Annotated in this window: 27 protein-coding genes and 3 pseudogenes; 3 read left to right on the forward strand and 27 right to left on the reverse strand. The window is 38.1% G+C overall.

The features are described 5' to 3' along the window. Positions 1-30: 30 nt before the first annotated feature. Positions 31-234, reverse strand: a complete 204-nt coding sequence (locus H8787_RS06025; protein WP_000814511.1) for an excisionase — start codon at positions 232-234, stop codon at positions 31-33. Here H8787_RS06025 and H8787_RS10130 point away from each other — a divergent pair. Then, a complete protein-coding gene (locus H8787_RS10130; RefSeq protein WP_001845478.1) occupies positions 218-469 on the forward strand; it encodes a hypothetical protein in 252 nt (83 codons plus the stop codon). The two genes, H8787_RS06025 and H8787_RS10130, sit on opposite strands and share 17 nt — an antisense overlap. 33 nt (positions 470-502) lie before the next feature. After that, complete coding sequence (locus H8787_RS10135; protein WP_000301356.1) at positions 503-631, forward strand: hypothetical protein; 129 nt, start codon at positions 503-505, stop codon at positions 629-631. Positions 632-694: 63 nt separating this feature from the next. On the opposite strand, the gene H8787_RS06030 is transcribed toward H8787_RS10135, so the two are convergent. Both H8787_RS06030 and H8787_RS06035 read right to left on the reverse strand, forming a co-directional pair. Further along, positions 695-925 carry a helix-turn-helix domain-containing protein gene (locus tag H8787_RS06030; RefSeq protein WP_000857133.1) on the reverse strand — a complete coding sequence of 77 codons (231 nt, stop codon included), beginning with the start codon at positions 923-925 and terminating at the stop codon, positions 695-697. Continuing rightward, positions 922-1,344 carry a sigma-70 family RNA polymerase sigma factor gene (locus tag H8787_RS06035; protein ID WP_000804885.1) on the reverse strand — a complete coding sequence of 141 codons (423 nt, stop codon included), beginning with the start codon at positions 1,342-1,344 and terminating at the stop codon, positions 922-924. Before H8787_RS06035 ends, H8787_RS06030 begins: the two co-directional genes overlap by 4 nt. A 504-nt stretch (positions 1,345-1,848) precedes the next feature. On the opposite strand from H8787_RS06035, the gene H8787_RS06040 reads away from it, so the two are divergent. Beyond that, positions 1,849-2,202, forward strand: coding sequence for a helix-turn-helix transcriptional regulator (locus tag H8787_RS06040; RefSeq protein WP_001227347.1), 354 nt, complete (start codon positions 1,849-1,851; stop codon positions 2,200-2,202). A gap of 59 nt (positions 2,203-2,261) precedes the next feature. Here H8787_RS06040 and H8787_RS06045 read toward each other — a convergent pair whose 3' ends face one another. The 24 genes and pseudogenes from H8787_RS06045 to H8787_RS06160 all read right to left on the reverse strand — a co-directional run bounded on the left by H8787_RS06045 (position 2,262) and on the right by H8787_RS06160 (position 23,213). Then, on the reverse strand, positions 2,262-2,429 hold the full coding sequence (locus H8787_RS06045; RefSeq protein WP_000336323.1) for a cysteine-rich KTR domain-containing protein: 168 nt from the start codon (positions 2,427-2,429) through the stop codon (positions 2,262-2,264). 118 nt (positions 2,430-2,547) lie between these two features. Beyond that, the gene (tet(M), locus tag H8787_RS06050) at positions 2,548-4,467 is read right to left on the reverse strand and encodes a tetracycline resistance ribosomal protection protein Tet(M) (protein WP_019418832.1); all 1,920 of its coding nucleotides are present in this window, start codon (positions 4,465-4,467) and stop codon (positions 2,548-2,550) included. 15 nt (positions 4,468-4,482) lie between these two features. Next, positions 4,483-4,530 (reverse strand): annotated as a pseudogene (locus H8787_RS10285) (hypothetical protein); the annotation flags it as partial. 313 nt (positions 4,531-4,843) lie between these two features. Continuing rightward, positions 4,844-5,779, reverse strand: a complete 936-nt coding sequence (locus tag H8787_RS06060; protein WP_001224320.1) for a conjugal transfer protein — start codon at positions 5,777-5,779, stop codon at positions 4,844-4,846. Beyond that, complete coding sequence (locus H8787_RS06065; RefSeq protein WP_000769868.1) at positions 5,776-6,777, reverse strand: lysozyme family protein; 1,002 nt, start codon at positions 6,775-6,777, stop codon at positions 5,776-5,778. The genes H8787_RS06060 and H8787_RS06065 overlap by 4 nt, the downstream gene beginning before the upstream one ends. Further along, on the reverse strand, positions 6,774-8,951 hold the full coding sequence (locus H8787_RS06070) for a CD3337/EF1877 family mobilome membrane protein (protein ID WP_000804748.1): 2,178 nt from the start codon (positions 8,949-8,951) through the stop codon (positions 6,774-6,776). Before H8787_RS06070 ends, H8787_RS06065 begins: the two co-directional genes overlap by 4 nt. 2 nt (positions 8,952-8,953) lie before the next feature. Next, positions 8,954-11,401: an ATP-binding protein gene (locus tag H8787_RS06075; protein ID WP_000331160.1), complete on the reverse strand. Its 2,448-nt coding sequence runs from the start codon at positions 11,399-11,401 to the stop codon at positions 8,954-8,956. Further along, a complete protein-coding gene (locus tag H8787_RS06080; RefSeq protein ID WP_000723888.1) occupies positions 11,385-11,777 on the reverse strand; it encodes a conjugal transfer protein in 393 nt (130 codons plus the stop codon). The genes H8787_RS06075 and H8787_RS06080 overlap by 17 nt, the downstream gene beginning before the upstream one ends. 88 nt (positions 11,778-11,865) lie before the next feature. Then, positions 11,866-12,363 carry an antirestriction protein ArdA gene (locus tag H8787_RS06085; RefSeq protein WP_000342539.1) on the reverse strand — a complete coding sequence of 166 codons (498 nt, stop codon included), beginning with the start codon at positions 12,361-12,363 and terminating at the stop codon, positions 11,866-11,868. A 116-nt stretch (positions 12,364-12,479) separates the two neighbouring features. Further along, positions 12,480-12,701: a hypothetical protein gene (locus tag H8787_RS06090; RefSeq protein ID WP_001009056.1), complete on the reverse strand. Its 222-nt coding sequence runs from the start codon at positions 12,699-12,701 to the stop codon at positions 12,480-12,482. A 42-nt stretch (positions 12,702-12,743) separates the two neighbouring features. After that, positions 12,744-13,949, reverse strand: a complete 1,206-nt coding sequence (mobT, locus tag H8787_RS06095) for a MobT family relaxase (protein ID WP_000398284.1) — start codon at positions 13,947-13,949, stop codon at positions 12,744-12,746. Positions 13,950-13,971: 22 nt separating this feature from the next. Further along, the gene (locus H8787_RS06100) at positions 13,972-14,124 is read right to left on the reverse strand and encodes a hypothetical protein (RefSeq protein WP_000879507.1); all 153 of its coding nucleotides are present in this window, start codon (positions 14,122-14,124) and stop codon (positions 13,972-13,974) included. A gap of 2 nt (positions 14,125-14,126) precedes the next feature. Beyond that, the gene (locus H8787_RS06105; protein WP_000813488.1) at positions 14,127-15,512 is read right to left on the reverse strand and encodes an FtsK/SpoIIIE domain-containing protein; all 1,386 of its coding nucleotides are present in this window, start codon (positions 15,510-15,512) and stop codon (positions 14,127-14,129) included. A gap of 28 nt (positions 15,513-15,540) precedes the next feature. Next, on the reverse strand, positions 15,541-15,927 hold the full coding sequence (locus tag H8787_RS06110) for a YdcP family protein (RefSeq protein ID WP_000985015.1): 387 nt from the start codon (positions 15,925-15,927) through the stop codon (positions 15,541-15,543). 15 nt (positions 15,928-15,942) lie between these two features. Beyond that, positions 15,943-16,257 (reverse strand): YdcP family protein, encoded by a 315-nt coding sequence (locus H8787_RS06115; RefSeq protein ID WP_000420682.1) that lies wholly within the window; start codon positions 16,255-16,257, stop codon positions 15,943-15,945. A gap of 332 nt (positions 16,258-16,589) precedes the next feature. Further along, positions 16,590-16,748 (reverse strand): annotated as a pseudogene (locus tag H8787_RS06120) (DNA processing protein DprA); the annotation flags it as partial. An 84-nt stretch (positions 16,749-16,832) separates the two neighbouring features. Next, positions 16,833-17,390, reverse strand: coding sequence for a sugar O-acetyltransferase (locus H8787_RS06125; protein WP_003069062.1), 558 nt, complete (start codon positions 17,388-17,390; stop codon positions 16,833-16,835). Between the two features lie 65 nt (positions 17,391-17,455). Further along, positions 17,456-17,669, reverse strand: a pseudogene (locus H8787_RS06130) (CAT RNA binding domain-containing protein); the annotation flags it as partial. Continuing rightward, the gene (locus H8787_RS06135; protein ID WP_003069059.1) at positions 17,666-18,448 is read right to left on the reverse strand and encodes a ribonuclease HII; all 783 of its coding nucleotides are present in this window, start codon (positions 18,446-18,448) and stop codon (positions 17,666-17,668) included. The pseudogene H8787_RS06130 and the gene H8787_RS06135, both read right to left, overlap by 4 nt. Continuing rightward, the gene (gene ylqF, locus H8787_RS06140) at positions 18,435-19,286 is read right to left on the reverse strand and encodes a ribosome biogenesis GTPase YlqF (protein WP_187327681.1); all 852 of its coding nucleotides are present in this window, start codon (positions 19,284-19,286) and stop codon (positions 18,435-18,437) included. The genes H8787_RS06135 and ylqF overlap by 14 nt, the downstream gene beginning before the upstream one ends. 118 nt (positions 19,287-19,404) lie before the next feature. Beyond that, positions 19,405-20,322, reverse strand: coding sequence for an MBL fold metallo-hydrolase (locus tag H8787_RS06145; protein WP_187327682.1), 918 nt, complete (start codon positions 20,320-20,322; stop codon positions 19,405-19,407). 3 nt (positions 20,323-20,325) lie between these two features. Further along, positions 20,326-21,438, reverse strand: a complete 1,113-nt coding sequence (locus H8787_RS06150) for an acyl-CoA dehydrogenase family protein (protein WP_037597004.1) — start codon at positions 21,436-21,438, stop codon at positions 20,326-20,328. Between the two features lie 22 nt (positions 21,439-21,460). Beyond that, positions 21,461-22,369, reverse strand: coding sequence for a LysR family transcriptional regulator (locus H8787_RS06155; protein WP_115263173.1), 909 nt, complete (start codon positions 22,367-22,369; stop codon positions 21,461-21,463). Positions 22,370-22,559: 190 nt separating this feature from the next. Continuing rightward, positions 22,560-23,213 carry a 3-oxoacid CoA-transferase subunit B gene (locus tag H8787_RS06160; RefSeq protein WP_003069053.1) on the reverse strand — a complete coding sequence of 218 codons (654 nt, stop codon included), beginning with the start codon at positions 23,211-23,213 and terminating at the stop codon, positions 22,560-22,562. Position 23,214 lies beyond the last annotated feature (1 nt).

Below are 23,214 nucleotides of genomic sequence, written 5' to 3' on the forward strand. Positions count from 1 at the left end.
TTTTATCATATACAAGACCCTTTGGCGACGCTAGATTGCGTCCAATGTATCTATAATTTTTTCAAATTGTTTTCGTTTAATCTGAATACGATTGCCATTCATAATCAGCCAATTTGCATTTTTATTTTCCTCTGCCAAGCGTCGTAGCTTGTTTTCGCCAATACGAAAATATTTTGACGCTTCTTCAATGGTTAGGGTATAACGTTCCCAAATAGGAATGTCAGTCTGCTTCATAAAATCCTCCTTTCCAAATCACTTATTTGGATTTCATAAAAGTTGTTTTACCAGCAATCGAACAGCTTTAGCAAAGCTCACGGGAGTTCCACCCCTGCATGGTTCTCATGTAGCCATACTCATTGCCTGCGACGGTTTTATCACGCTCGGACTATTGACTGTATGGGAGTATCATTATCACGATAAGAATGTCGTTGCAGGCAATCCTGCTAAAGATTGCTTCTCGGATCACTAACATGAATCGCTCGCTATCTTTATAAGATAGGTCATGGCGGTTAGTTCCGTTGGCTCTTTTCTTATCGAAACGTATTCGATTACTTTTATTCAGTTTTCAAAGAACAATGGCTCGTTAGCCTATCAAAACACATTGAAAGCTCAATATGCTTTGGTGGAATAACAAACCTCCCTGTTCGGGAAGCGTGGAATGGTTTAGCACGCTTCCACGAAAGGAGAGAGGATATTACTTAATTTCAAATGACAAAATCTTTGTAATCAGTCTGGTTTCCATTCTTCCACGTAAGACTTCATCAACGACCATACTTTGATTGCCATATTCATCTTTCATAAGTCGTAGGGAACGCTTCGTTATGTACCCTCTGTAATGATGTAGAATCTGGTTAATCGCTTCGGTATCGCCATCTGTTGCCTTTACAATGAGAGGAAAGGGAATCATAGGATATTGTGTTTTCATTCTTCAAATTCCTCCATAAACTTTTTAATTAAGGCTAGTCCACTGGTTCTATGCCGATAGACAGTAGAACGGTTCAATTTCAACAGGTCTGCAATTTCTGAATCGCTCATGTCCATAAAGTAAAACAGCAGTAGAATTTCACGTTTCTTGTCTGGCAACTCACGTAATGCTTCACTCAACAAATCATTTTCAACGCCTACTGATAACCCATTGAGTGTAAAAATCTGAAAGTCAGTTGAATAGTTATCTGTTGTCGCAAACTGGCTAACAAGATAATCGCCAACATCCGAAAAGGACACCTCACGCTTTGCAATCCTTGAAAGATAAAGCATATAATTCTTTCGCTCGTCTTCCATAGCACGTTTACAGATATAGTCAAACTGATTTTCTATTGTGGTCTGAAAAGAAGATGGTTTCATGTTTCTCACCCCCTTTCTGTCTAGGAAAGGAAGTGAGCCTTGCTCGTTTATCTCCTTTCACTCTTAGTCCCAATGTGAAAGGGGGATTTGTTGCATTACTGATAAATAAACTTTGTAAAAAAGTTCTGAATAGCCAAAAAAGCATATAAACAGATTTATTTCTCTGTTTACATGCTTCTGTTATTCTATCTATATGATTTATAAAACCACATTGGTGGACGTACTTATCTATTGCAGATAGACGACTTTTTTTGACAAGAACCCAATGTAAGGAAATTTATTGTATATGATGTACTTCATGGCGACGTTGACCTCCAACAAACCGCCATTTGGAAGTAATATACAATATTTTAACAGCGTAAATAGCACTACCATATAACGGTTTTTTTTATTGGCGTTTAGTAGTGCTTTTTATTAAATATAAACCTATAAACCATATAACACGTTTTTCTATACCTGTTTTTAATTCAGTAGGAACAATAAAATGTATAGAGGTGGTCTACTATGCGTAAAAAAGAAGATAAATATGATTTTAGAGCCTTTGGTTTAGCCATTAAAGAAGCTCGATTGAAACGAGGTTTAACTCGTGAACAAGTGGGAGCATTGATTGAAATTGACCCACGGTACTTAACTAATATTGAAAATAAAGGGCAACACCCCAGCATACAAGTTCTTTATGACCTTGTATCGTTACTTCATGTTTCCGTTGATGAATTTTTCTTACCTGCTAATAACTTGGTAAAAAGCACCCGACGATTACAGATAGAGAAATACATGGATAGCTTTACAGACAAAGAACTATCCTTAATGGAATCTTTAGCCAGCGGTATCAACGAAGCAAGAAACATCGAAGACTAATTAAAAGAATCCATACATAACGGAAAGAGCCGATAAAATGAGATTGTATTAATCTCATTTTATCGGCTCTGCGTCTTTGCGTCTGGCTCTGTAATCACAGTTACTTTGAACTGCTTTATTTCAATTAAATTTTCTTGTCTGCATTTCGGACAATAGAGGGGGAATTTTTTTAATTCAGTATCTTCCCTTATCTTTAATCGTGTTTTATTTCCACATACAGGACACAATATCCACTTGTAGTTTATAATAACTATCTCCTCCTTTACACTTTAATTCAAATCTTTATTAAAAAATATTTCATCTTATTTAACAAGAAACCATATTTATATAACAACATAAAATACACTAAGTTATTTTATTGAACATATATCGTACTTTATCTATCCGACTATTTGGACGACGGGGCTGGCAAACAGGTTCACCGGTAGTAACATGGTACCCTTTTAACTCTGTTAAACAAACACTACGTCCATTTGTAAAGAAAGTTAAATCACTACGATATTCTTGAATACACCGAGCAGGGATTTCTCCACTAAGAATGACCTCATTATTTTTCAATTGAGTGTCTACGATGTTCGCACAATATTTAGGAGCATCGTTGTATGCTCGTGAAAGATATTCCTGTGGCGCATAAATTTTAAAACTAAGATATGGCTCTAACAATTCTGTTCCAGCTTTTTTTAAGACTTGTTCCAATACAATAGGAGCAAGCATCCGAAAATCTGCTGGGGTACTAACAGGGCTATAGTATAAGCCATACTTAAAACAGATTTTACAGTCCGTCACATTCCAACCATACAATCCTTGTTCACAGCCATAGCGTATCCCCTCCATAACTGCATTTTGAAACGATTGATTTAAGTATCCAAGAGAAACCGAGCTCTCATACTGTACTCCGCTCCCTAATGGAAGCTGTGCTACAGATAGACCAATGGAAGCCCAGAAAGGATTCGGTGGAACTTCGATGTGAATGGTATACTCTGCTTTTTTTAACGGTCTTTCCATATAAATGACTGTAGGCTCTTTTATTTCTATCTCCACATGATACTTTTCTTGCAGCAGAGCACAAGTCACTTCCATTTGTACTTTCCCTAAGAAAGAAAGTATGATTTCATGTGTCGCAGAATCCACATAATATCGCAGAAGCGGGTCACTGTCGGAGATTTCTAAAAGTGCATCAAGTAACATTTCCCTTTGTTGAGGTTTGCTCGGTTCAACAGTCGTTTGCAGCAGAGGGAGGGGATTTTCAATTCTCTCTCTCTGTGGCAATAGCTTTGTATCTCCAAGAACACTATTTAACTTCAAAAACTCATTCTGCAAAATAACAATTTCCCCGGAATAAGCCTTATCGATTTTACATAATTCACCATTTATTGAAGTATACATTTCTGTAATTTTTATTTTTTCCTTTTCCGATATTCTAACCGAATCTCGCAAATGCAGTACGCCACTATAAAGACGTATATATGCAAGACGCTGTCTTTTTTCCGAATACTCAATTTTGAAAACTTTTCCGCAAAGTTCAGACTGACCTCGATGTGTTGATGAATAAAATTTATTCGTAATCACTTCTATAAGGTTATCAATCCCTATATTGTTTTTTGCACTTCCGTGATAAACAGGGAACAGGGAACAATTATGAAATCTTATGCTTTCCTCTTGTTCGAGTTCTAATGCTTCCAATAATTTCCCAGACGTATATTTCTCCAAAAGGTAATCATTTCCTTCTATTACCATATCCCATTGTTCAGATTCGGTAAAGTTCATTACACGCATATTAGGATGCAGTTCTACCTTCTGTTTGATTACAATTTCCGCAGAAAGTTTCTCTTTAATATCCTGATAAACCGTTGATAAATCAATTCCATTTTGGTCAATCTTATTGATAAAAAAGATTGTGGGAATACCTATTTTCCTAAGTGCATGAAACAATATACGAGTTTGTGCTTGTACGCCATCTTTTGCAGAAATCAGTAGAATTGCCCCATCTAATACTGATAATGAACGATATACTTCTGCTAAAAAATCCATATGTCCTGGCGTGTCTATGATGTTTATCTTAGTATTTTTCCACTGAAAAGAGGTTATCGCCGTCTGAATTGTAATTCCTCTCTGACGTTCTAAAAGCGTATTATCCGTTTTCGTTGTACCTCTGTCCACGCTTCCTAATTCTGTAATCGCTCCACTGTTATATAATAAGCTTTCTGTTAAGGTAGTTTTTCCCGCATCAACATGAGCTAAAACTCCAATATTAATAATTTTCATGTGATTTTCCTCCATTCAAAAGCCCAAAAGGGCATAAAAATCCCAGTGATAAATACTCTTATCACTGGGATTTTTATGCATAACCATAGGCATACAAAGCATACAGATATTCTCCGGATACTTTAGAATCACATGATAAAGGTATTCTTAAACTGGGTACAAAAAACTAAGCCCTCCTAAAAAAGGACATCCAATTATTTGTTCCCACTATCAAATTGACAGTTTATTTAAGAATACCTTGCCGCATATTTATTAACTCCTTTTAAATAGATACTTAAATAATAGCACGTAAGAGCATATTTGTAAAGGAATCTCCAATTTTTTATCAAAGAGAGTACGTGATTACAAAATAGCTGTAATAATGTACCAATATTTGTTATTCTATAATCTTCCAATTACTCCCGTTCTTTTCAAGTACCAAATCAAATTGAGATACCTGCGTTGCTTTGGTCTGCTGGTCGATATACTCCACTGTCAGCGATACCGTGACTTGATTATCCTTACGATTGTGAATAGGATTTACCAGTTCTTGAAAGATGTACTCTTTTCCGATTGGTTTTAATATCCCGTCATTCACATAGTAGGAAAGTTCACTGGCTGTCGCTGTAGGATAGAGCTTGAAGAACGTCGTTAAAAACTCATTGATTTCATTGGTTGTAATGGAATCAACCGTCCCCTCACTTTCAATGGCTTTTGGTTTATAACTTGATTTCTTAGGTATGTTGGTAATGGTCGGATTCTTAACCAGTACCATATTTCCAGAACCATCTACATAGACACTCACTATATAAGCAGAGTGGACGGTCTTTGTATTTTCTCCCTCTGTAATGAGCTGGTCTACACTGTAGGTTACATTAAACTCATTGTCGCCAGTTGGCTCTACCGTCCATATCTGAAATCCTCTTACAGAAGACGATACAGGAATATCTTTGCGTACTGTATCAACATTGAGAGCTTGAAGTTCATCTGTCAGATAGCCTTTTAGACTTTCCATTCGATTATCAATGGACTTATCGGATTGCTCCCATGAATAGTAGACTTTCGCAAAGTTCTCTACAAAATTTTCTACATGATGAGTATCAACGTATTCCTTTTCTATGATAGTTGTTTCGTGAATAGTATGAGTATCTATAGCTGTAAAGTGCTTGAATATCGCAAAGCTGAAACTAAGCCCTAAAAGTACCCACAAGGCAATCACAACCTTTTTATGAGGATTGACCTTATAGTAGACACGAGGTTTCTTTTCCTTTGGTATCTGTTTTTCTTTATTCTGATTTTTTCTAAATTTCATCATTAAATCTTCCTTTCTCATTGTTTGATTCGTCCTGCTCCCACTAAATGCTGTTGCCAGTAGGGGCTTGTTAAGTCGGCATAACCGATTGGGTCGCCTGCATGAAACATACGGTTATTGCCAAGGTATATCCCAACATGAGTAATATAAGAGCCAGCGTTATAGGTAGAATGAAAGAAAACCAAATCGCCAGCTTGTGCTTCCGATAGTGGGATATGCTGGGTCACATCATATTGCTGTTGTGCGGTTCGTGGTAAGTTAATTCCAGCTTTTCCATACGTCCATTGTGTCAGTCCGCTACAATCAAAAGAAGTAGTCGGGGAAGCTCCACCGTAAACGTATCGCCAGCCCTCATATTTCAGTGCTTCGTCCATGATGGCTTGTACCGTATCATCATCAAACTCTGTTGTGACAAGATACTGCGTTACCAGTTGCACATAAAACATATTGCCATAGTTGTATCGCCAGCCCCCATTGATAGGTATGGCTATGGGATTGGGGTAAGACACTTTTTCGCCACCTGAATACTCTTTTGAGAAACTTTGAGCCAGTTCAAAGGTATATTTATTTCCACGATTAGCCACATACCCTAAGAAACCACCACCATAATTGTAGGACTGGATAACCGATTCTAAATCTACACTGAGCCTTTCGCTACTGGCTAATAATTCACTGAAATACTTCACACCTTGCTTAATGGATTCTTCTGTACTCAATGAATTAGGTGGAAGACCGAGGGATTCCGAGGACTGCATAACATCTTCCGCAGTACCGCCCGATTCCACCTGTATAATCGCAAGAAGTATGTTGACATATTCTTCAACGCCATATTCTTTGGCATATTTTTCTACCATAGGCTTATGAGCCAGCACTTCTGCGGAAACATTCACACCTCCATAATGAATATTGGAAATTCCGCTGTCCTGTTCATCTGAAAATAAAATGGCAACAAACAGAAGCAGTGAGAAGACCATCAAGAATAATCCAGAACCACCAATCACTAAAGTTTTCAACTTCATGGTTTCTTACCGACTTTCTTAATGGTGGCGGTTTTGATTGGTGGTCTACTTCTTGTATTTTGTAGTGGTACTCTTTGAACAGTAGACGGACGTTCTTTTGTGATTGGACGTTGTGAAGTTCTATCTGCTGTAGTGGTTGAAGTTGCTGGCTTTTGAACGGTTTTTTCTTGAACGGTATTGCCTTGGCGTTCCACTTTTGGACTTGAAAAATCGGACTTAACTGCTGGACGCTCTTGTTTGGCTTGTTGAGATTCCTTATATGAAGTCTGAATATTAGACTGTTTTGAGGTCTGTTCATCATGATATTGTTCTTGTCTTGTAGTCGGTCTTTCATGAACAGAAGAAGCAGGCTGTTTTTTCTGTTTGACCTGTTCCATTTCAGAGCGACGCTTCGCAATGGTTTTTCGCCTTTGTTCCTGCTGTTCCTTGCGTCCACTGGCTCTGTCCGCTTTGGTTTGAGAAATACTACTGGTTAAATCACGGACATTCTCTTTTACTTTGGATTTTCCTTGATATACTGCATATCTTGCATTGGTCGGCAAATCTTTAACCTGTTCTTTCAAACCACTAGCAGTGTCTACCATTCTGTCTTTGGTATCAGCTACTGTACCGATGGTTTGACCGATACGTTTTCCAAGTGTTGATTTTTCCTTTCCGTCTGGTCGGGAGTGATCTGCTTGTGTCCTTGCAGAACTCCCCGAACCCGACTGTCCTTTTTTACCTGTAACAATGGCAGACCCAGCCCCTAGAGTAGTCATGGAACGTCCAAGTTTCCGCTGTAGACGGTGCATGTGAGCGTGCATAAGCATACGAGGTTTTCTCATCACACGACTTCCCACACTTTGAGAATCGTTACTCTGTAGAGAAAACATACTCATTAAATCGCCCAGCTTGAAGTAGATTCCTGCAAAGGTCACAATCTGTAGAAAAGCAATCAAAAAGAACGGATAACCAGCCGATAAGGTATAGAGCATGGTTGAAATACTAAATGCTGTCGTAATAATCAATGTGATTCCAGCTCGTGTCAAAATGGTATTAAAGAGCTTTGTTATGGCTCGTTTTGACATACCATCAAATGATGGAATCATGCTTAAAATAAAGCTCACAGGCAGAAACATAGCATAGATGATAAAAAGTACCTGCGAGAAAATCATGATTCCTGTTAATAGGAATACAAATATGGAAATCCCAATATTGAAGACAAATAGGAAGAAGACTGTACCTAAACGGTTAATGGTCTTTGTAATGGTTAGATTGGTATTGCTTCTGTCTTCAATTTCTTCCGCAACAATTTTTTCTCTGTCTTCGCCATTGTTGGAATCTGGGCTGGTGGAGAGCAGGCTTTCCACACGGTCAATACCGATACTTTCAATGTCTGAACTGTTGTATTGAAGCAGTAGCCACGGTTGCTGAACCTGTATGGAAAACAGGCTATCTCTGATTAAGTCCACGCTGTCCTTGCCTTGACTATCGGAATGGGGCATGACAATCTTCGTGCCAAGTGATAAACTGGCATTACTGATGTCTGATGAAAAGTCATTGATTTTTTTAATGTAGTCGGGAGCGTAGGCAATAAAGGAAGCCGATAGGATAAACACCAGCACAAAATTCATAATGGCATGAATTGCCTTTGTGGTTTCTCTCTTTATCAGTCCCGTATAGGCAACATAAACCCCAAGAACCAAAATCAAGAGTAAGAGGAATCCAACATAGAAACCCTCTGTTGAAAATCCGTTTGCACTCACACCAGCTAAGGTCTGCATATTCTTACCAATGGAATCTGCTGTAGCGGAAATGAAGTCTAAGGAATAGGCTTCCTGTACTAAGTAACCTGTCGCATTGGAAACATACAAACTGATTGTCCAAATAAAATTGGTAATGGCATATAGTCCATACATGACCTGTTTTCCAATCCCGTCCGACCAGTTCCACGGAAGCCAGCCCCAGCTATTATCCACATAAAAATCCAGTTGATAGTTTTCAAGTGGGTATCGGCTGTATTCATTTGCCACATTGACCGTATCATCTACCAAGCCCGCAGCTTGAACCACCGTTCCCAGCATGGCTAAAAGAAAAATGGCAATCACAAGTGTGAAAGCCACTGTCATTGCCACTTTACCTAGACGTTTCAGCGTCCAGTTTGATTTTATTCTGTTTACTATTGATGGTTTCACATTTACACCTCTTTTCGCACAGGTGGTCTGGTATCAAAGGCATGGAGCAGTTCTTCAAATACAGGGTGGAACTGTATCACACCGACACGACCATATAAATCACTGATAAGGCATTGCCCGTTTTCCAAATCACGCAATCGCTTCTGATTGTTTTCGTCCTCTGGGTCTACACCAAAAAAGGCTAAGGTCTTTTTAATCTCGTTAAGGTCAGTGGAACGAAATGCAAATTTTAAGCCGAGGTTATTTTTCAGTTTTTCATCTAAGAGGTCGTCTGTATTTTGGGTCACGAAATATACCCCAGCGTTCATAGCACGACCAGCCCGAACCAGCTTCATAGATAGTGTTTTTCCTTGTGCTACCTGTAAAAAGCTCCATGCTTCGTCTAAATCTACAATCTTGAAAATGCTTCGGTCTGTATGGATAAAGTCTAAAGCAAAGGTACTAATGACAATCAGCATAGCAACGGATAAAAGCTCCATAGTGGTATATTCCTCAAAGGAAGTTTCCTTGTCGGGAAGTACCAAGTCCGCAACCTGTATAATGTTCAGTTGTTTTTCTAAGCTGATAGACTGCTCCACATAACCATTACTGAATAATAAATGTGCAAAGTCATAGTCTGTAAAACTTTCGATATGGTCGGCTATACTGGTACTTAGTGGCGTATTCTCAACCCGTAATTCCTCAATCACTTTCATCAACCCTCGTACTTCACTATTGGTTACTGCACGAATGGCTTTTCTAAGGATTGGGAAGCGTTCCCCATCACGAGAGGAAATCCCCGTAAGGAATGTCAGAATATCAATAGCCAGTGATTCAGAATCTTTGGGATTTTTCATAATCACATAAGGGTCAAGTAAGCCTTTGTTTTTCTCATCAGAAGTCAGAGTGACGATATTGATTTCATGGGAAATCTCTGGCAAGGTTTCTTTCCATCTGCCACGTTCTGCTTTTGGGTCTACAATCACTGCTTGTGCCCCATAAAGCACCGCATAATAGACGATAAGGTTATTCGCAAAGGATTTACCACCACCCAGCGAACCAACAAAAGCCGACGCTAACGCATTGGTTACTGAACCCTTAACCCCTTGACTGGCAAGAGCAGGTTTCAGATAGACATTGCGTCCAGTATCTAAGCTGTAGCCAACATAAATCCCCTCATTTTCCCCCAGCATTTGAGTAGCACCAAAACCTAAACCAGCGAGGAAATCAGAGGTCACGTATTGAATATAATCATTCATATAACGCTTGCTGGCAGGTAAAAATTCTTCATGTAAGCCGAGCATATCCCCAAATGGTCGTACCAGTTTTACGCTTAAATCGTCATAAAAATCTTTCACTTCATTACAACGACGTTTGAGTTCGTCAAGATCATTTGCTGATACCCTTACCACATAAGACAGCTTGTACATAGATTCCTTGCTTTGGTCTAAATTGGTTTCCAGCTCATTCACACTTTCCAGAGCTTCCGCCACATTGGAGCTGGTTTCATTATCACTTTGCCAAGCGTGGTTATCCAAGTCTTTCAGTTCTTTCTTTTTATTGCGGACAGTAGATAGGGCTTTACGATTCGCTACAATTTCCACATTCATTGACGTATCAATCGGGAATGTAAATTGCTGTTGCTGGTAGTAGAAGATTTCAGAGGACGGGAAGTCCAGTTCTCCGACAATGCTGTTAATGGTAAAGTAAGCTACATAGACGGTTTCATCTTCCTGCTGGATTTTCAAATATCGCTGTTTTTCTTCCACCAAACAGCGAGTAGGCTTAATCAAGTCATAGTATTTAATCAGCGTTTCATTATCCAGCTTTTTCTTTGATAGATGGTACTCATACTCTTCATAGGCAGTGCCTGTCTGTCCGTAAAGGTGTTCAATCAGATAGCCGAAGTCGTCCTTATCTAACCTGCGGATTTTGAAACGACGAGAGATTTTATTTTCTAAGAGCTTTTCCATCTTCTGAAAACGCAGGATTTCATCATTACTCATACTAACAAAATCGCCCATCAGCTTATGGTTCACATCATAGACAAAATCAGACAAAGCATTTTTTGCTTCAACGGTAAGACTTTTCATAGAAAACTCCTGATCGTTGAGAAGCAACTTAAAGCCGATAAAGAAACGGTAGTTCACTTGATTTTCGCCAATCATGGATATTAAAGCGTCTGTCTGTTGGTCGATTTTGTCATAGGCAACCGCTTTGAGCTTGCCAGTGACTTCATTTTTGGAACGCTCTTGTGCAGAACGTATGCTGGATTCTGTACTGATTTGTAAAGCATGAATTTTGCCATCACGATTTTGTGCGATAAGCTGTCTGAAAGAATCATGCACTTGTATTTTCTGTTCTGGACTTAGAAATGAGTAATTGTAAGGAACAAGCTCATAGTAAGCATAACATTCCCCGTCTTTATTCCAGACGAGATTGTTTTCAATGTATTTAATTGGATATGCCATAAAATTCACTCCTAACTGCTGTAATGGCTTCTTGTGGCTGGTTTCTGCCAAGCGTTACTTTTTTTCCTGCATAGGTCAGCTTTGGTCGCAGTGCATAAGCAATGACAGACTTCAAAAATCCATAAGGCTTTTTACCATCAAAAGTTTTTGTAGACATAAACCATGTGAAAGCCACAGGAATCCCAAAGTATTTGAGAAATGCTCCCTCTATCATGGAAAGAGGGGGCAAGTTGCCAAGTATCATCACTGCAAAGAGTGACACGACAAACCATGTCATTTGCGTAAAGGTTATGGGAAACGGAAGTCTAAAATCATTGATAGAATACAGTACCTTTTCCACAGACCAGATACTGGTATAGCTTCGTATTTTCTTCATGTAATCAATCCTTTCATAAAAAATAGGGGTAGCTGATTGAGCCACCCCGTAAAATAGAAAATCTGCCAGTAGTAATGTACCGACAGATTTAATAGACGATTTCAAAAATCCCATGATTGGTTGAGATAAACGTTCCTGAAAGGTCTAAATCCCGACCATAGGCTTGATAATCAATATAGTTTTGAAGACTAGCTGGTACTTCGCCTAAAGCACCCGTTTCTTCAATGTAGTAGCGTGCCACGTCATACATATCATCACAATCGGAATGAATGATAATATCCTCTTGATGTTCGCTTAGTTCTTCAATGCTTGAAAAATGAGTGAGCAGAGCAGATAGCTCCGATTGTAATTCTTCGGGTAATTCCGATACCATTTCCCATAGTCGATTGAGTTCGCCAATGGAAGTGTATTCGTCAACCGTAAAGGGTAACTCGTAGTCATGAATGGCGTATTCCTCATATTCATCATTCAAGCCGATTTTCTCTTTGACTTCCTCAAAGTCAATGGGAAAGGTAAACCACGCACCGACCAATTCGCCCTCATTGTATTTGCCTAAATTCGCAATATAGACTTGCATATCGTCCATATATTCACGTCCTTTCTTTGTAGAGATTCAAAAATCCCTACCGCACTTCGTTTGGTGTACCATTCCTTTGCGGAACATAAGAAAACCACTTATATTCCACAAAAGAACGGTTTTATTTAAGCACCAATAATGCGATTGAATAGCTCTAGTAAAATGTCTTTTACTCCAGCAGCGTTGAAGACTAAGCCAACCGCAATAATCGCAATAATTAAAAAGCCAATCAGTTTGCTAAACTCACGCTTGAAGCCAAGATACAAGCCAATCACAACGATTGCTAAAAGCACCAGTGATTGAGCGTTTGATAGAAACCAGTTATAAAGGTTTTGTCCAAAATTCATAAAAATGTTCTCCTCTCTATATTCAATGAATTTGTATTTGAGTTATTTTTTTGTTGTTATCACGTCCTGTTCTTTTACTGACTGTTGCTTCAAAATCTGCTTGTGTCGGTCTGTCAGTTTCGCATGGTCGAGAATGTCTTTTACAACCTGCGTCTGGTTGATTTCATCAAGTTTAATCGCAACCTTTAAGGTCGGGGCAACTTGATGAGATAGCCAGTTCAGCGTCCTTTGGAAGGAGTAAGGCTCTGGTTTTGTGGTTAGTTTTAATCGTTCACGATTGTTCCCAATAAACCAAGCCCATTCTTCATTCAGTTTCCAATCAGAACGAGGTTTGGAATCGTCTTTATCTACAAAACGGATATACCGATTGATAATTTTAAAGGCGGTATGCTCTGGATTGTCATAGACGAGTAAATCACGGACTGCATAATAGGCACGCTCATTTTTCAATCGAATCTCAAAACGGTTTTTTACTTCTGCGTCTTCAATGGGAATATCATTTTTCTTGTACTGCTCGTAGTCCTTTTCATAGATACAGAAATAAACTTCACTTTGTAATGAACCGATATAGAGGGTGTTTCCCATACATTCCTTTTCCTCTTTGCGTACCAGTTCGCCACTGCGATAGCTTTTAAAACTGCGGAAGACGGAGATACATTCTTCCTGTTGGCACTTTTCAGTGAGTACAGGGATATTTAAAATCCCTGTCTTATCGTTAATGGCAAGGTCAAGGCGTTTCATCACACCGCCAGCCACCAAAACGTCCATAAAGAACTCATACCAGCTTCTTTGTTGTGCCAGAAGATAGCTTTCAAATTGTCTGCACCCACGACCTTTCAATTCCACCAGAACTCCTTTGTCCAGTTCATGGGAGCAAAGGACGAATATGTCGCCTAAAGCATAATGCTCTGAATAAGAATAGAAACCATAGTCCTCATGAAGAAAATAGGACAGTTTCAGTTGTAAGATGTTTTCGACCACCTGCTGTACGTCTGTTGTCGGAAAGCGAATCCTTACATAATCAAACAGCATTTCAAGGGGAGCGTCGGGATTGAAGCGTTCCAGAGCTTCCCAAAGGGACTGCTGTAAATCCTCTGATGGCTTGACTTTTCCTGTTTCAATATCGCTTAGATACTGCCTTGTAATACCAGTCGCAACAGCTAAACGGTTTTGAGATAGTCCATAAGCCAAGCGTTTTTCTTTTAAATGCTGTAACCAAGTTTGTTCATTCAGTAAAAATCCCTCCAATCAAAAAGGCGTATGTCAACTTTTAAAGCCCATTTGACATACGCTGAAATTTTGTAAATCCCTTGTAACCAAAGGATTTTCTAATGTTTTTTTGACTGTTTCCTGTCGATTTGTACCCCCCTGTTAGATACGGGGGGTTAAGTGCTGGCGTGGCTATTGCCACACCAGCCAGCAAGATCAGTCCACACCTGCGACTTCCGCTTCGCACGTCGCCTGCGTGGACTGTCTGCTGTTGGATAACTTTTTAATTTCCTCCAAGAAATCATATCCTTTTGGTACAAGGGGAGTATAAAACTCTGATATGACACTTGTTCCTACATCAACATAGCCACGACCTTTGATTCGCTTTAAGAAGAAATCCTTTTGTACGTCACTGCCAAACATCATGCCATAGCCCATTTCAGACATACGACCTAAAGCCACTCTGAAATTAAACTGATCACGGATTCCGTCGCCTAAATATTTTGCGTCTGGACGTTGACAAGCCAGTATTAGAAAGAAGCCAGCTTGACGACCTAACATGACAATCTGTTTCAGCTTATTCATAACTGCGGTGTTTTCTTTTGTTCCCAGCATTTCCATGAAAGCGACGTATTCATCAAAGATTAAGAAGTGTGCCGGGAGACCTAAGTAAGCATAATTTTTGCCAGTCTTATAGTTCTTCATCTGCTTCATTTCCTCACTACGTTTCATCATTTCTTCATAGAATGTTTCAATGCAAGAAAGCAAGTCTTCTTTTCTATAGTAGACATTTGCCATCACAGAACCTAAGTCCGCAAGATCAGCATTTTTCGGGTCAAGAATATACAGTTTTGAATCTGTATGAAGCAAGGCTTCAATCAGTGTCAGTATAAAGTAAGTTTTACCGCCACCTGTACCACCAGCAATCAACATATGAGGGAGCTTATCATATTCCCACCATACGTTTTTCATTAAGCGAAGTTTACCATCTTTAGCTTCTACTTCATCAATAGAAATACGACTGGCTATGGTGTCATAGAGCAAAGTATATTCCACATAGGAATCCTTTAACTCTTTATCCGTCAGCTCACAGTACAAGCCACTCTCTAATTTCTTTTCCAAGTGTAAGAGTTGGTCTTGATATTTTCCCAGCGTGATTTCCACCCGTATCTGTATCAAGCCATTTTTAAGTCGATAATACATTTTAGGGAAGTAGGTTATCTTTTCCTTTGTACGACCAGCACTATCTTTAAAGAAACCCTCTGTTTTGACCTGTTCAGATTCATACCACTTGTTTTCAAGTATCATCTTTGCCAGTTTTTGACGGTGGTAAAGTTGTTTAACCGTATCATAGCGAACCCGTTTGAATACAAACGCTACCAGCAAGCAGATAAGAATTGCGACACTGAAACTGATAATTAAATAGGGAATGTCAATCTTATCTGCTTGTGATAGGTTAAAATCCTGCCAGTTGATCTGCTGGATTGTCTTCACATGAAACAGTCCGACAACCAGCAGGAAAACAGGCAGGAGTGACGCTATCGTAAAATGAAAGACTAAATCTTTACCAGATGGGCGAATCCTTTTACCACGCTGTTTCATGCGAAAAAGTCTCCTTTCTACCTAGCGACTATTTGTCTTGTGTCGGTTCTTTCTTTGCTTGTGGTTGAGCTTTGAATGAACTAGAATCCTTTGTCAGCACAATATCGTCTGCCTTGATATACCAGTCAACATCTGCTCCTTGATAGGTGGCAGTAGCAACGGTGTCCGCAATGGGATTGATAAGTTCCACCCGTGCGTTATAATCAAACTCTTTCAAAGGCACGCTGGCAGGAATACTTACTTGAATCATGCGTCCTTGTCCTTTGGATTTTAAGTCATAGGTACGTTCCTTGATTTCATCTGAAACCGACCCGTCTTCATTTTGGATTCTCACTTCACGACGTAGAGCAGAGAATTTCAATTCTCCAAAAGTCGTGTCTTTATCTAATACAATGCCATTTGCTAATCTCATCATTTTTCCTCTCTTTCTTTATTCTTTTATCATGTCGTCAGCATGTAAAAGGTAATTTGTAAAACCACGAGTGCCGATTTTGTAGCCCTCTGCGGTAATACGTGGATTGACTAACTTCACACGTTCCTCAAAGCCGAAATGTTTTTCGCCAGCTTCAGCAGGAAGCACCACCACAATATCATCTGCTCTTTGAACATCAGAATAGAGATTATAGCTTCTTGATAAGACAGTTAGCCGTCCGTTGATTCTTCGCTGAACGACTTTATCCTCGCCAGCAAATTCTAAATTGCCGAATGTTTTTTCCATGTTGGGAATCACAAATTTAAGTTCCATATTTTTACCTATCCTTTCTTTTTTATTGGCTGAATGAATGTTTGATGGTCTTAAAGAGTGGGGAACGACCTTTTGATTCTTGATTTTTTGTTTTCATAAGTTCACTTCCTTTCAAAATCGGGTAAAAAAATAGACACCTCATTTTTTGAAGTGTCTACCTATTAAATATTCAAATTTTATTGGAAGTATCTTTATATCTTCACTTTTCAAGGATAAATCGTCGTATCAAAGCTCATTCATAAGTAGTAAATTAGTAGTAAATTGAGTGGTTTTGACCTTGATAAAGTGTGATAAGTCCAGTTTTTATGCGGATAACTAGATTTTTATGCTATTTTTTCAATAAAAAGAGCAGGATTACGACATTCGGAGACAACTGCCATATCTTTGACTGACAATTCTTTTTCGCGAATTTCTGCGTATTCCAATACATTGATGACTTGTTGGTTGGTCAAACCAGCTGTTTTTAGTTTATAAATATCAAAATTATCCATTTTATCATTCCTTTTACTATTGCTAATTGTCTTTCAGTTATATTATTCGTAAAAGGAATTAAAAAAACGAGAATTTCTCGTTTTTTACATTTTATCTAATTCTTTAATAATCCGAGCTGAGTTTCCTGCTAAAACAACATTATCACCATAAGATTTAGTGACAACTGATCCCGCACCAACGACAACATTGTTACCTAATGTTACTCCTGGTAAAATCGTTACACCACCACCTGCCCAGAAATTATCCCCAATAGTTATCGGTGCACCATACTCTACACCTGATATGCGTTCTTGTGCATTCAAAGGATGGAGAGGTGTCAAAAGCTGACAATTTGGTCCAAACATTGCGTTCTTTCCAATTGTAATCGGGCAGACATCAAGCATGGTCATGTTCCAATTAGAGTAGAAATTCTCACCTAAATGTATATTGATACCATAATCGCAAACAAAATTTGGCTTCATAGAAATACTTTCACCAGTAGAACCAAGCCATTCTTTTACTAAATCACTTCTTCTTTTGTCATCTCGTTCTGCGTTAAATGTGTATTGAAATTTGCGAGAACGAGATACAAGCTTGCGTAATTCTGGATCTTGAGGATTGTATAATTGTCCCGCTATCATTTTTTCATATTCAGTTTCCATTGATTTTCCTTTTCATTCTTGATAAATAAATGGTTAAATACATTTGTTCATCTATGCGCATAACTAATTTCATCAGCCATTTCAATGATATTAGAAGGCAATTCCAATAACAGGTCACGCTTGTTTTTCTGATAAAACATATTTTTTCTCAATTAGGTTGTCCTGAATGTCATCTCCCGCCTTACAACCAAAGGCTAACCCACGTCCCATTAGAACTACTTCTTGGTGATTTTCTTCAGAAATGACTACATTATTGTTTAAAACCTTGCCAATAATCATTTTTGATCCTCTGCCTTTTCAATCATAGATTTAATTGGTTCAAAGGTTTTCCGGTGTATAGGAGTAATTCCTCTACGTTTCAATCCTTCTAAATGATGCTGAGTTCCATAACCAACATTGTGTGAAAAGTCATAACCCGGATAAATCAGCTCATAATCTGTCATCATGCGATCCCTAGTCACTTTTGCTACGATTGAAGCAGCCGCAATGGAGAGTGAATTGGCATCTCCTTTGATGATAGAAGTCTGTGGTATTTGAAGATCTAGCTTCATGGCATCAATCAGAAGATGTTGTGGAGTAATTTTAAGATTTCCAACAGCTTCTATCATAGCCAACTTCGTTGCTTCATAGATATTCACTTCATCAATAACTTGATTATCCTTGATACCAATACCAATTGCAACCGCTTGCTTTAGCACTTCTTGATAGATTGTTTCATGTTTTTTCTTAGAAATTTTCTTGCTATCGTTGAGACCTTTTATTTTAGAGTTTTTAGGTAAAATAACTGCCGCAGCCACAACAGGACCGGCCAAAGGACCACGACCAACTTCATCAATGCCGGCAATCCATTCTATACCCTGTGCATAAAAATCTTTTTCATAGCATAGCATTTTTTCCAATCGAGCGTCTTCTTCATACTCGTCTTGAATTACTTTGCGACGCTTAACAACCAATTTCTTTACCCCAGTCCGCTCATCATGAGCCAGCGCTTTAAAAAATGGATCATCCAAACCGGTAACTTGTTCCAACTGTTTCTGAATTTCTTTAATCGTTGCCATTCAAGTCTCCCAGCATATCCAATGTATATCGCCCTACTTTTCCGTCACGAATCTCTTTGATAAAAAGCTGATAAAACCGGTCATAATTATCGCGAAATCCTAATTTCTGTGTCATATCCATAATTATTTCCGGTGCTTCTTCTTTCAAGTCTATTTGCTTGAACCGTTCTCGAAGCTCTTTTGGATAATGTTCTTTAAAATAATTGATTCCGAAAATAGTAACTTCATCCATTGGGAGCAAATCGTCTTTAATTGCTCCTGTTAAAGCGAGTTTTAAAGCTACTTTTTCATCCTCAAACTTAGGCCAGAGAATCCCTGGAGTATCTAAAATTTCCAAGTCCTTATTAGACTTGAGCCACTGCTGCCCCTTGGTAACACCTGGTTTATTTCCAGTCACAGCGATTTTTTTCCCAGCTAAACGGTTCATCAGGGTTGATTTACCAGCGTTCGGGATGCCGATAATCATAGTCCGCAATGTTTCAATTTGGATCCCACGTTCTTTTTGCCGAGCAATTTTTTCTTTCATCAATGACTTAGCTGCTTCTGTGACTTTTTTAACAGTTGATTGTTCTTTAGAATTGATTGCCAAGGTCTTGATACCTTGACTTTCAAAATATCTTCGCCACTCTTTCGTCACATCAGAATCAGCTAAATCCGCCTTATTTAAAATAAGAAGCTTAGGCTTATCGCCCACGATTTTAGTTAGCATAGGATTTTGACTAGATAATGGCAAACGCGCATCTACTAAAATTGTCACAAAATCCACAAATTTGATATTTTCTTGTACTTGTCTCCGAGCCTTTGACATATGACCTGGAAACCATTGAATTATTGCCATGAAAACCTCTTTCTTACAGTATTCTAACATTTTCATTATATCAGAATTTTAAATAATCCGCATTGATAAATAGAGTCATAAAAAAAGCCTTTCAAAAATAAAAGGCGATTTTTAAATTTTAATGATATAAAGCAGGTTTTCTATCTTGCTTATCGGTAAATGGAAGTCTTGGTTCACGAATCCGCTTTACATAATCAACAATTTCTTTTCCTTCATGGTCAAATTCTGCAACAGCAAAAAATTGATCATGATAAAAGAAAAATTTATAATGATTTTCAAATGCTTCCTTGAGCCATTTTTCTTTTGCAATAATAGAACGCATAGGATAGTCATCTACAGCAGCAACCCAAACAGGCTTACGATGCACGTGGGTTAAGAGCAAATCCGCCATATGGATCATCGTTTCCTTTCCCTGTTTCAGTAAAATAATACTATGACCATTGCTATGCCCGCCAGTATGAACTAGTTGTATTTCTGGAATGATATTTAAATATTCAGTGAATGTCTCGACTTGATGCTGAATCGGCTCCCAATTTTCTCTGAGATAAGTTCCTCGCGTTCGATTGTTTGGATTCATCATTTCATACCATTCAATATCATTGACAAAAATCTTAGCCTTGGGAAAGGTTGAAACCAATTGATTGTTTTCATCTAATTTCGTTAAACCGCCAGAGTGATCGTGGTGCATGTGAGTCATCAACACATGAGAAATATCTTTTGGTGTCAACCCTAAGGTTTCCAAGCTTTCCTCAATTCTGCTTTCGGATAAAATTCCTAGATTTCGTCTCTGTTTATCCGAAAGTTTAGCAGTATTAAAACTTGCATCAATTAAATAGTTTTTGTCCTTGTATTGAATCAATATGGGATCTGTCAATTCAACCATCATATTTTCTTTAGTTGTTGGATAATAGCGTGACCAAACAACTTTTGGTACAGGGCCAAAGAGAGTGCCTGCATCCGTCATTTTATCAGCACCACGTAACCAAATTAGTTTCATGTCTCCAAATTGATATTCTTGTAGAGTGAGTTTTGCCATTTCTTACTCCTTTAGCCATCTTTCAGCAATTTCTCGTCTAATAGAATTTCCAGACCTACCATAATTTTCAATAATCTCAGCATCCTTTAAGTAACGTCTGATATTAATTTTATCAAATTTTTGAAAAGGCCCGATAAGTCTAATAATTTCATCGGATATTTCAATTGCAACTTTAGTTGTGTATAATTTTATGCGAGAAACAAATTTTGCGTCTTCTTCTATCTGACTAGGATAGGAGTCAAAATAAGCTTCTGCCGAGCATAGTTTATTATACAAATCAGCAAACTTATGTTGGTGAACCTCGACATCAATCAAGCGCTTACCAAATTCTCTTTTCACTTTTGCAAATTCAAGTCCTTTCTTAAAAGCTCCCTCAGCAATCCCTAACGCAATAGCACTTAAACCAAGTTGCATATTCTTGATAATGTTAGCAAATTGTACATCTCCAAGCAATTCACCTCCCAGTAAAGCATGTTTTGGGAGTAAGACATTTTCTAAAGTAACTGAACTCAAAGGGAGACCGATTAACCCTGGCTTTTCAATTTGTTCACCAATCAGAACATCTGAATCATTCGGATCGACAATAAAGAGTCCGTACGTCTCTTCCTTACTTTGTTCTTTTACTTTTGCCAAAATTAATAATATATCTGCAACACTGCTATTAGAAATCATGGCTTTTTTCCCCGATAGATACCAGCCCTGCTCAGTTTTTGTTGCATAGGTTTCTAGGTCTTCCAGTCCATTTAAGTGCTTATATTCACAAAATCCCAGCCCTGCTATGCAGTTGCCTTTCAGTAATTTTTCAAGATATAACTCCTTTTGCTCTGCTGTCCCAAAATTTAAAATAGAATAGATGCCATAGCAGCCTTGGGTTAATAAAATAGCTGAAAGAGCAGCAAATTCATTAGCAATTTTTCGGATAAATGTGATGAAATCAGAACTCAATGTATGATTTTTTTCAGATAAAATGGGCGAAAATATATTCATATCATTCGCTAAATTATCCCATATCTCTCTTGGGAAATCATTTGACTCATCATATTCTCTTACATAGTTTCTAATTGCTGTATTTACATATGAATCAAGCATTGTTGCTGTAGTGCTATTTTTTGACATTGATTCTCTCCTTTATTAAGTATCAAGGCTCTGAAATAGGCTGATAATAATCTTTTAAAAGTTCTTCATAAACATATGCTTCAACTTCGTTATAATTTGTTTTATAAGGTCTGCAGAACCAAATATTAAATGGTATCGGATCTTTAAAACGGACAACTTTAAATTTATCTTTATCTACAAAGTACTCTACTGGACGAGGTAAAATAGCAATCATATCGTTCTCATACGTGGACTCTGTTAAAAAGTCCCACGTTGATGATAAATAGGTAAAATTCGTTTTTATTTTTTTGTTTTTTAATTTCTCTGTTATCAATTCATAAGTGGTAAATGATTTATTAAAGGTCGCCAAATCATAAGCAGCGATGTCTTTCCATTCTAAAAATTCTTTATCCGCTAAAGGATGATTTTTGTCCATGTAAGCCGCATATTCATCGACTTGGATAATATATTGCTCATATTTTTTTGTATCCAAACTAGTTGGTTCAATCAATAAAACAAAATTCAAATCGCCTTCGATAAATTTTTGACGTAAATCCTTGCTTCCACCCTCTATAACTTGAATATTGATGTGTGGATTATCCTTTAAAAATTTAGGGAGCACACTGGCAAAGTAAACGCGTAAAATCAAAGAAGGAATACCTAAACTAATGGTACCTTTTTGTTTCTGGGCTTCTCTATGAATCATGGACTGCATTTCTTCGTAACGATTAACAATTTCAGTTGCAAAACGATAAATTTTCCCACCAGCTTCTGTCAGACTTTCTAGCCTTCCATTTCTACGATTAAAAAGCTGAAGTCCTTCAGCGGTTTCAAAATTTGTGACAAATTGACTCAAAGCAGATTGACTAATATGAATTTTTTTAGCAGCAATTGAAAGATTACATCCACATTCAACGATATTAATAAAATACGTCATTTGAATAATATCCATGTTCGTCGTCTCCTATCTTCAATATTTTTGTGATGTAATTTGTCAAGAATAAAATAGCAACCAATCATTTTGAATACAGATGATTAGTTGCTAATAGTTCGATTAAAAACTTATCATCGATAAAGTTCTTTATAAGCATATAGTAACACATTTTATGGCAAACAGTAGTTCTATTTGCTTGATATTTTAACTAGATAGACATTGTTTTTAAATCTTCCGACACAATTACGTCTCCAGCTGTTTTTTCAAGGACTTCTTCCAGAGTGACGCCGGGTGCTAATTCTTTTAGCAGGAATTTACCATCTTGAAAGCCAAATACCGCTAGTTCTGTGATGACTAAATCCAAAACTCCTTTAGCTGATAGAGGCAATGTGCACTCTTTCAGCAGTTTTGACTGTCCATCAACAGTTGTATGTTGGATGGCAGCGATAACTTTTTTAGCACCAACGAGAAGATCCATAGCTCCTCCCATTCCTGGCGCGAATTTGTCAGGAATAATCCAGTTTGCAATACTGCCATCTTGGCTGACTTCTAGCGCTCCTAAAACTGTCGCATCAACATGACCTCCACGAATAATAGCGAAAGAAGTTTGAAGATCAAATAAAGACGCTCCTGGTAAAAGAGTAATGGGGGCTCCACCAGAGTTGGCCAGATTCGCATTGTAGTTTTCTTTTGTCGGTGTCTCACCAAAACGAAGTGCCCCATTTTCTGCTTGAAGAATCACATTCACACCTTCAGGAATGTAATCAGCAGAAGCGTTCGGAATCCCAAAACCAAGGTTGATTACATCCCCATCCTTAAATTCAAGTGCGATACGTCTTGCAATAATTTCTTTTGGTTTCATA

It is taken from the genome of Streptococcus sp. NSJ-72, from assembly GCF_014334035.1.
Taxonomy (GTDB): domain Bacteria; phylum Bacillota; class Bacilli; order Lactobacillales; family Streptococcaceae; genus Streptococcus; species Streptococcus constellatus.

Bases quoted from the DNA above. Each gene is read 5' to 3' on its own strand.
- H8787_RS10130 (WP_001845478.1), top strand. From the start codon at position 218: ATGTCAGTCTGCTTCATAAAATCCTCCTTTCCAAATCACTTATTTGGA.
- H8787_RS06025 (WP_000814511.1), bottom strand. From the start codon at position 234: ATGAAGCAGACTGACATTCCTATTTGGGAACGTTATACCCTAACCATT.
- H8787_RS10135 (WP_000301356.1), top strand. From the start codon at position 503: ATGGCGGTTAGTTCCGTTGGCTCTTTTCTTATCGAAACGTATTCGATT.
- H8787_RS06030 (WP_000857133.1), bottom strand. From the start codon at position 925: ATGAAAACACAATATCCTATGATTCCCTTTCCTCTCATTGTAAAGGCA.
- H8787_RS06035 (WP_000804885.1), bottom strand. From the start codon at position 1,344: ATGAAACCATCTTCTTTTCAGACCACAATAGAAAATCAGTTTGACTAT.
- H8787_RS06040 (WP_001227347.1), top strand. From the start codon at position 1,849: ATGCGTAAAAAAGAAGATAAATATGATTTTAGAGCCTTTGGTTTAGCC.
- H8787_RS06060 (WP_001224320.1), bottom strand. From the start codon at position 5,779: ATGAGAAAGGAAGATTTAATGATGAAATTTAGAAAAAATCAGAATAAA.
- H8787_RS06065 (WP_000769868.1), bottom strand. From the start codon at position 6,777: ATGAAGTTGAAAACTTTAGTGATTGGTGGTTCTGGATTATTCTTGATG.
- H8787_RS06075 (WP_000331160.1), bottom strand. From the start codon at position 11,401: ATGGCATATCCAATTAAATACATTGAAAACAATCTCGTCTGGAATAAA.
- H8787_RS06080 (WP_000723888.1), bottom strand. From the start codon at position 11,777: ATGAAGAAAATACGAAGCTATACCAGTATCTGGTCTGTGGAAAAGGTA.
- H8787_RS06085 (WP_000342539.1), bottom strand. From the start codon at position 12,363: ATGGACGATATGCAAGTCTATATTGCGAATTTAGGCAAATACAATGAG.
- H8787_RS06090 (WP_001009056.1), bottom strand. From the start codon at position 12,701: ATGAATTTTGGACAAAACCTTTATAACTGGTTTCTATCAAACGCTCAA.
- H8787_RS06105 (WP_000813488.1), bottom strand. From the start codon at position 15,512: ATGAAACAGCGTGGTAAAAGGATTCGCCCATCTGGTAAAGATTTAGTC.
- H8787_RS06110 (WP_000985015.1), bottom strand. From the start codon at position 15,927: ATGATGAGATTAGCAAATGGCATTGTATTAGATAAAGACACGACTTTT.
- H8787_RS06115 (WP_000420682.1), bottom strand. From the start codon at position 16,257: ATGGAACTTAAATTTGTGATTCCCAACATGGAAAAAACATTCGGCAAT.
- H8787_RS06125 (WP_003069062.1), bottom strand. From the start codon at position 17,390: ATGGAAACTGAATATGAAAAAATGATAGCGGGACAATTATACAATCCT.
- H8787_RS06135 (WP_003069059.1), bottom strand. From the start codon at position 18,448: ATGGCAACGATTAAAGAAATTCAGAAACAGTTGGAACAAGTTACCGGT.
- ylqF (WP_187327681.1), bottom strand. From the start codon at position 19,286: ATGGCAATAATTCAATGGTTTCCAGGTCATATGTCAAAGGCTCGGAGA.
- H8787_RS06145 (WP_187327682.1), bottom strand. From the start codon at position 20,322: ATGGCAAAACTCACTCTACAAGAATATCAATTTGGAGACATGAAACTA.
- H8787_RS06150 (WP_037597004.1), bottom strand. From the start codon at position 21,438: ATGTCAAAAAATAGCACTACAGCAACAATGCTTGATTCATATGTAAAT.
- H8787_RS06155 (WP_115263173.1), bottom strand. From the start codon at position 22,369: ATGGATATTATTCAAATGACGTATTTTATTAATATCGTTGAATGTGGA.
- H8787_RS06160 (WP_003069053.1), bottom strand. From the start codon at position 23,213: ATGAAACCAAAAGAAATTATTGCAAGACGTATCGCACTTGAATTTAAG.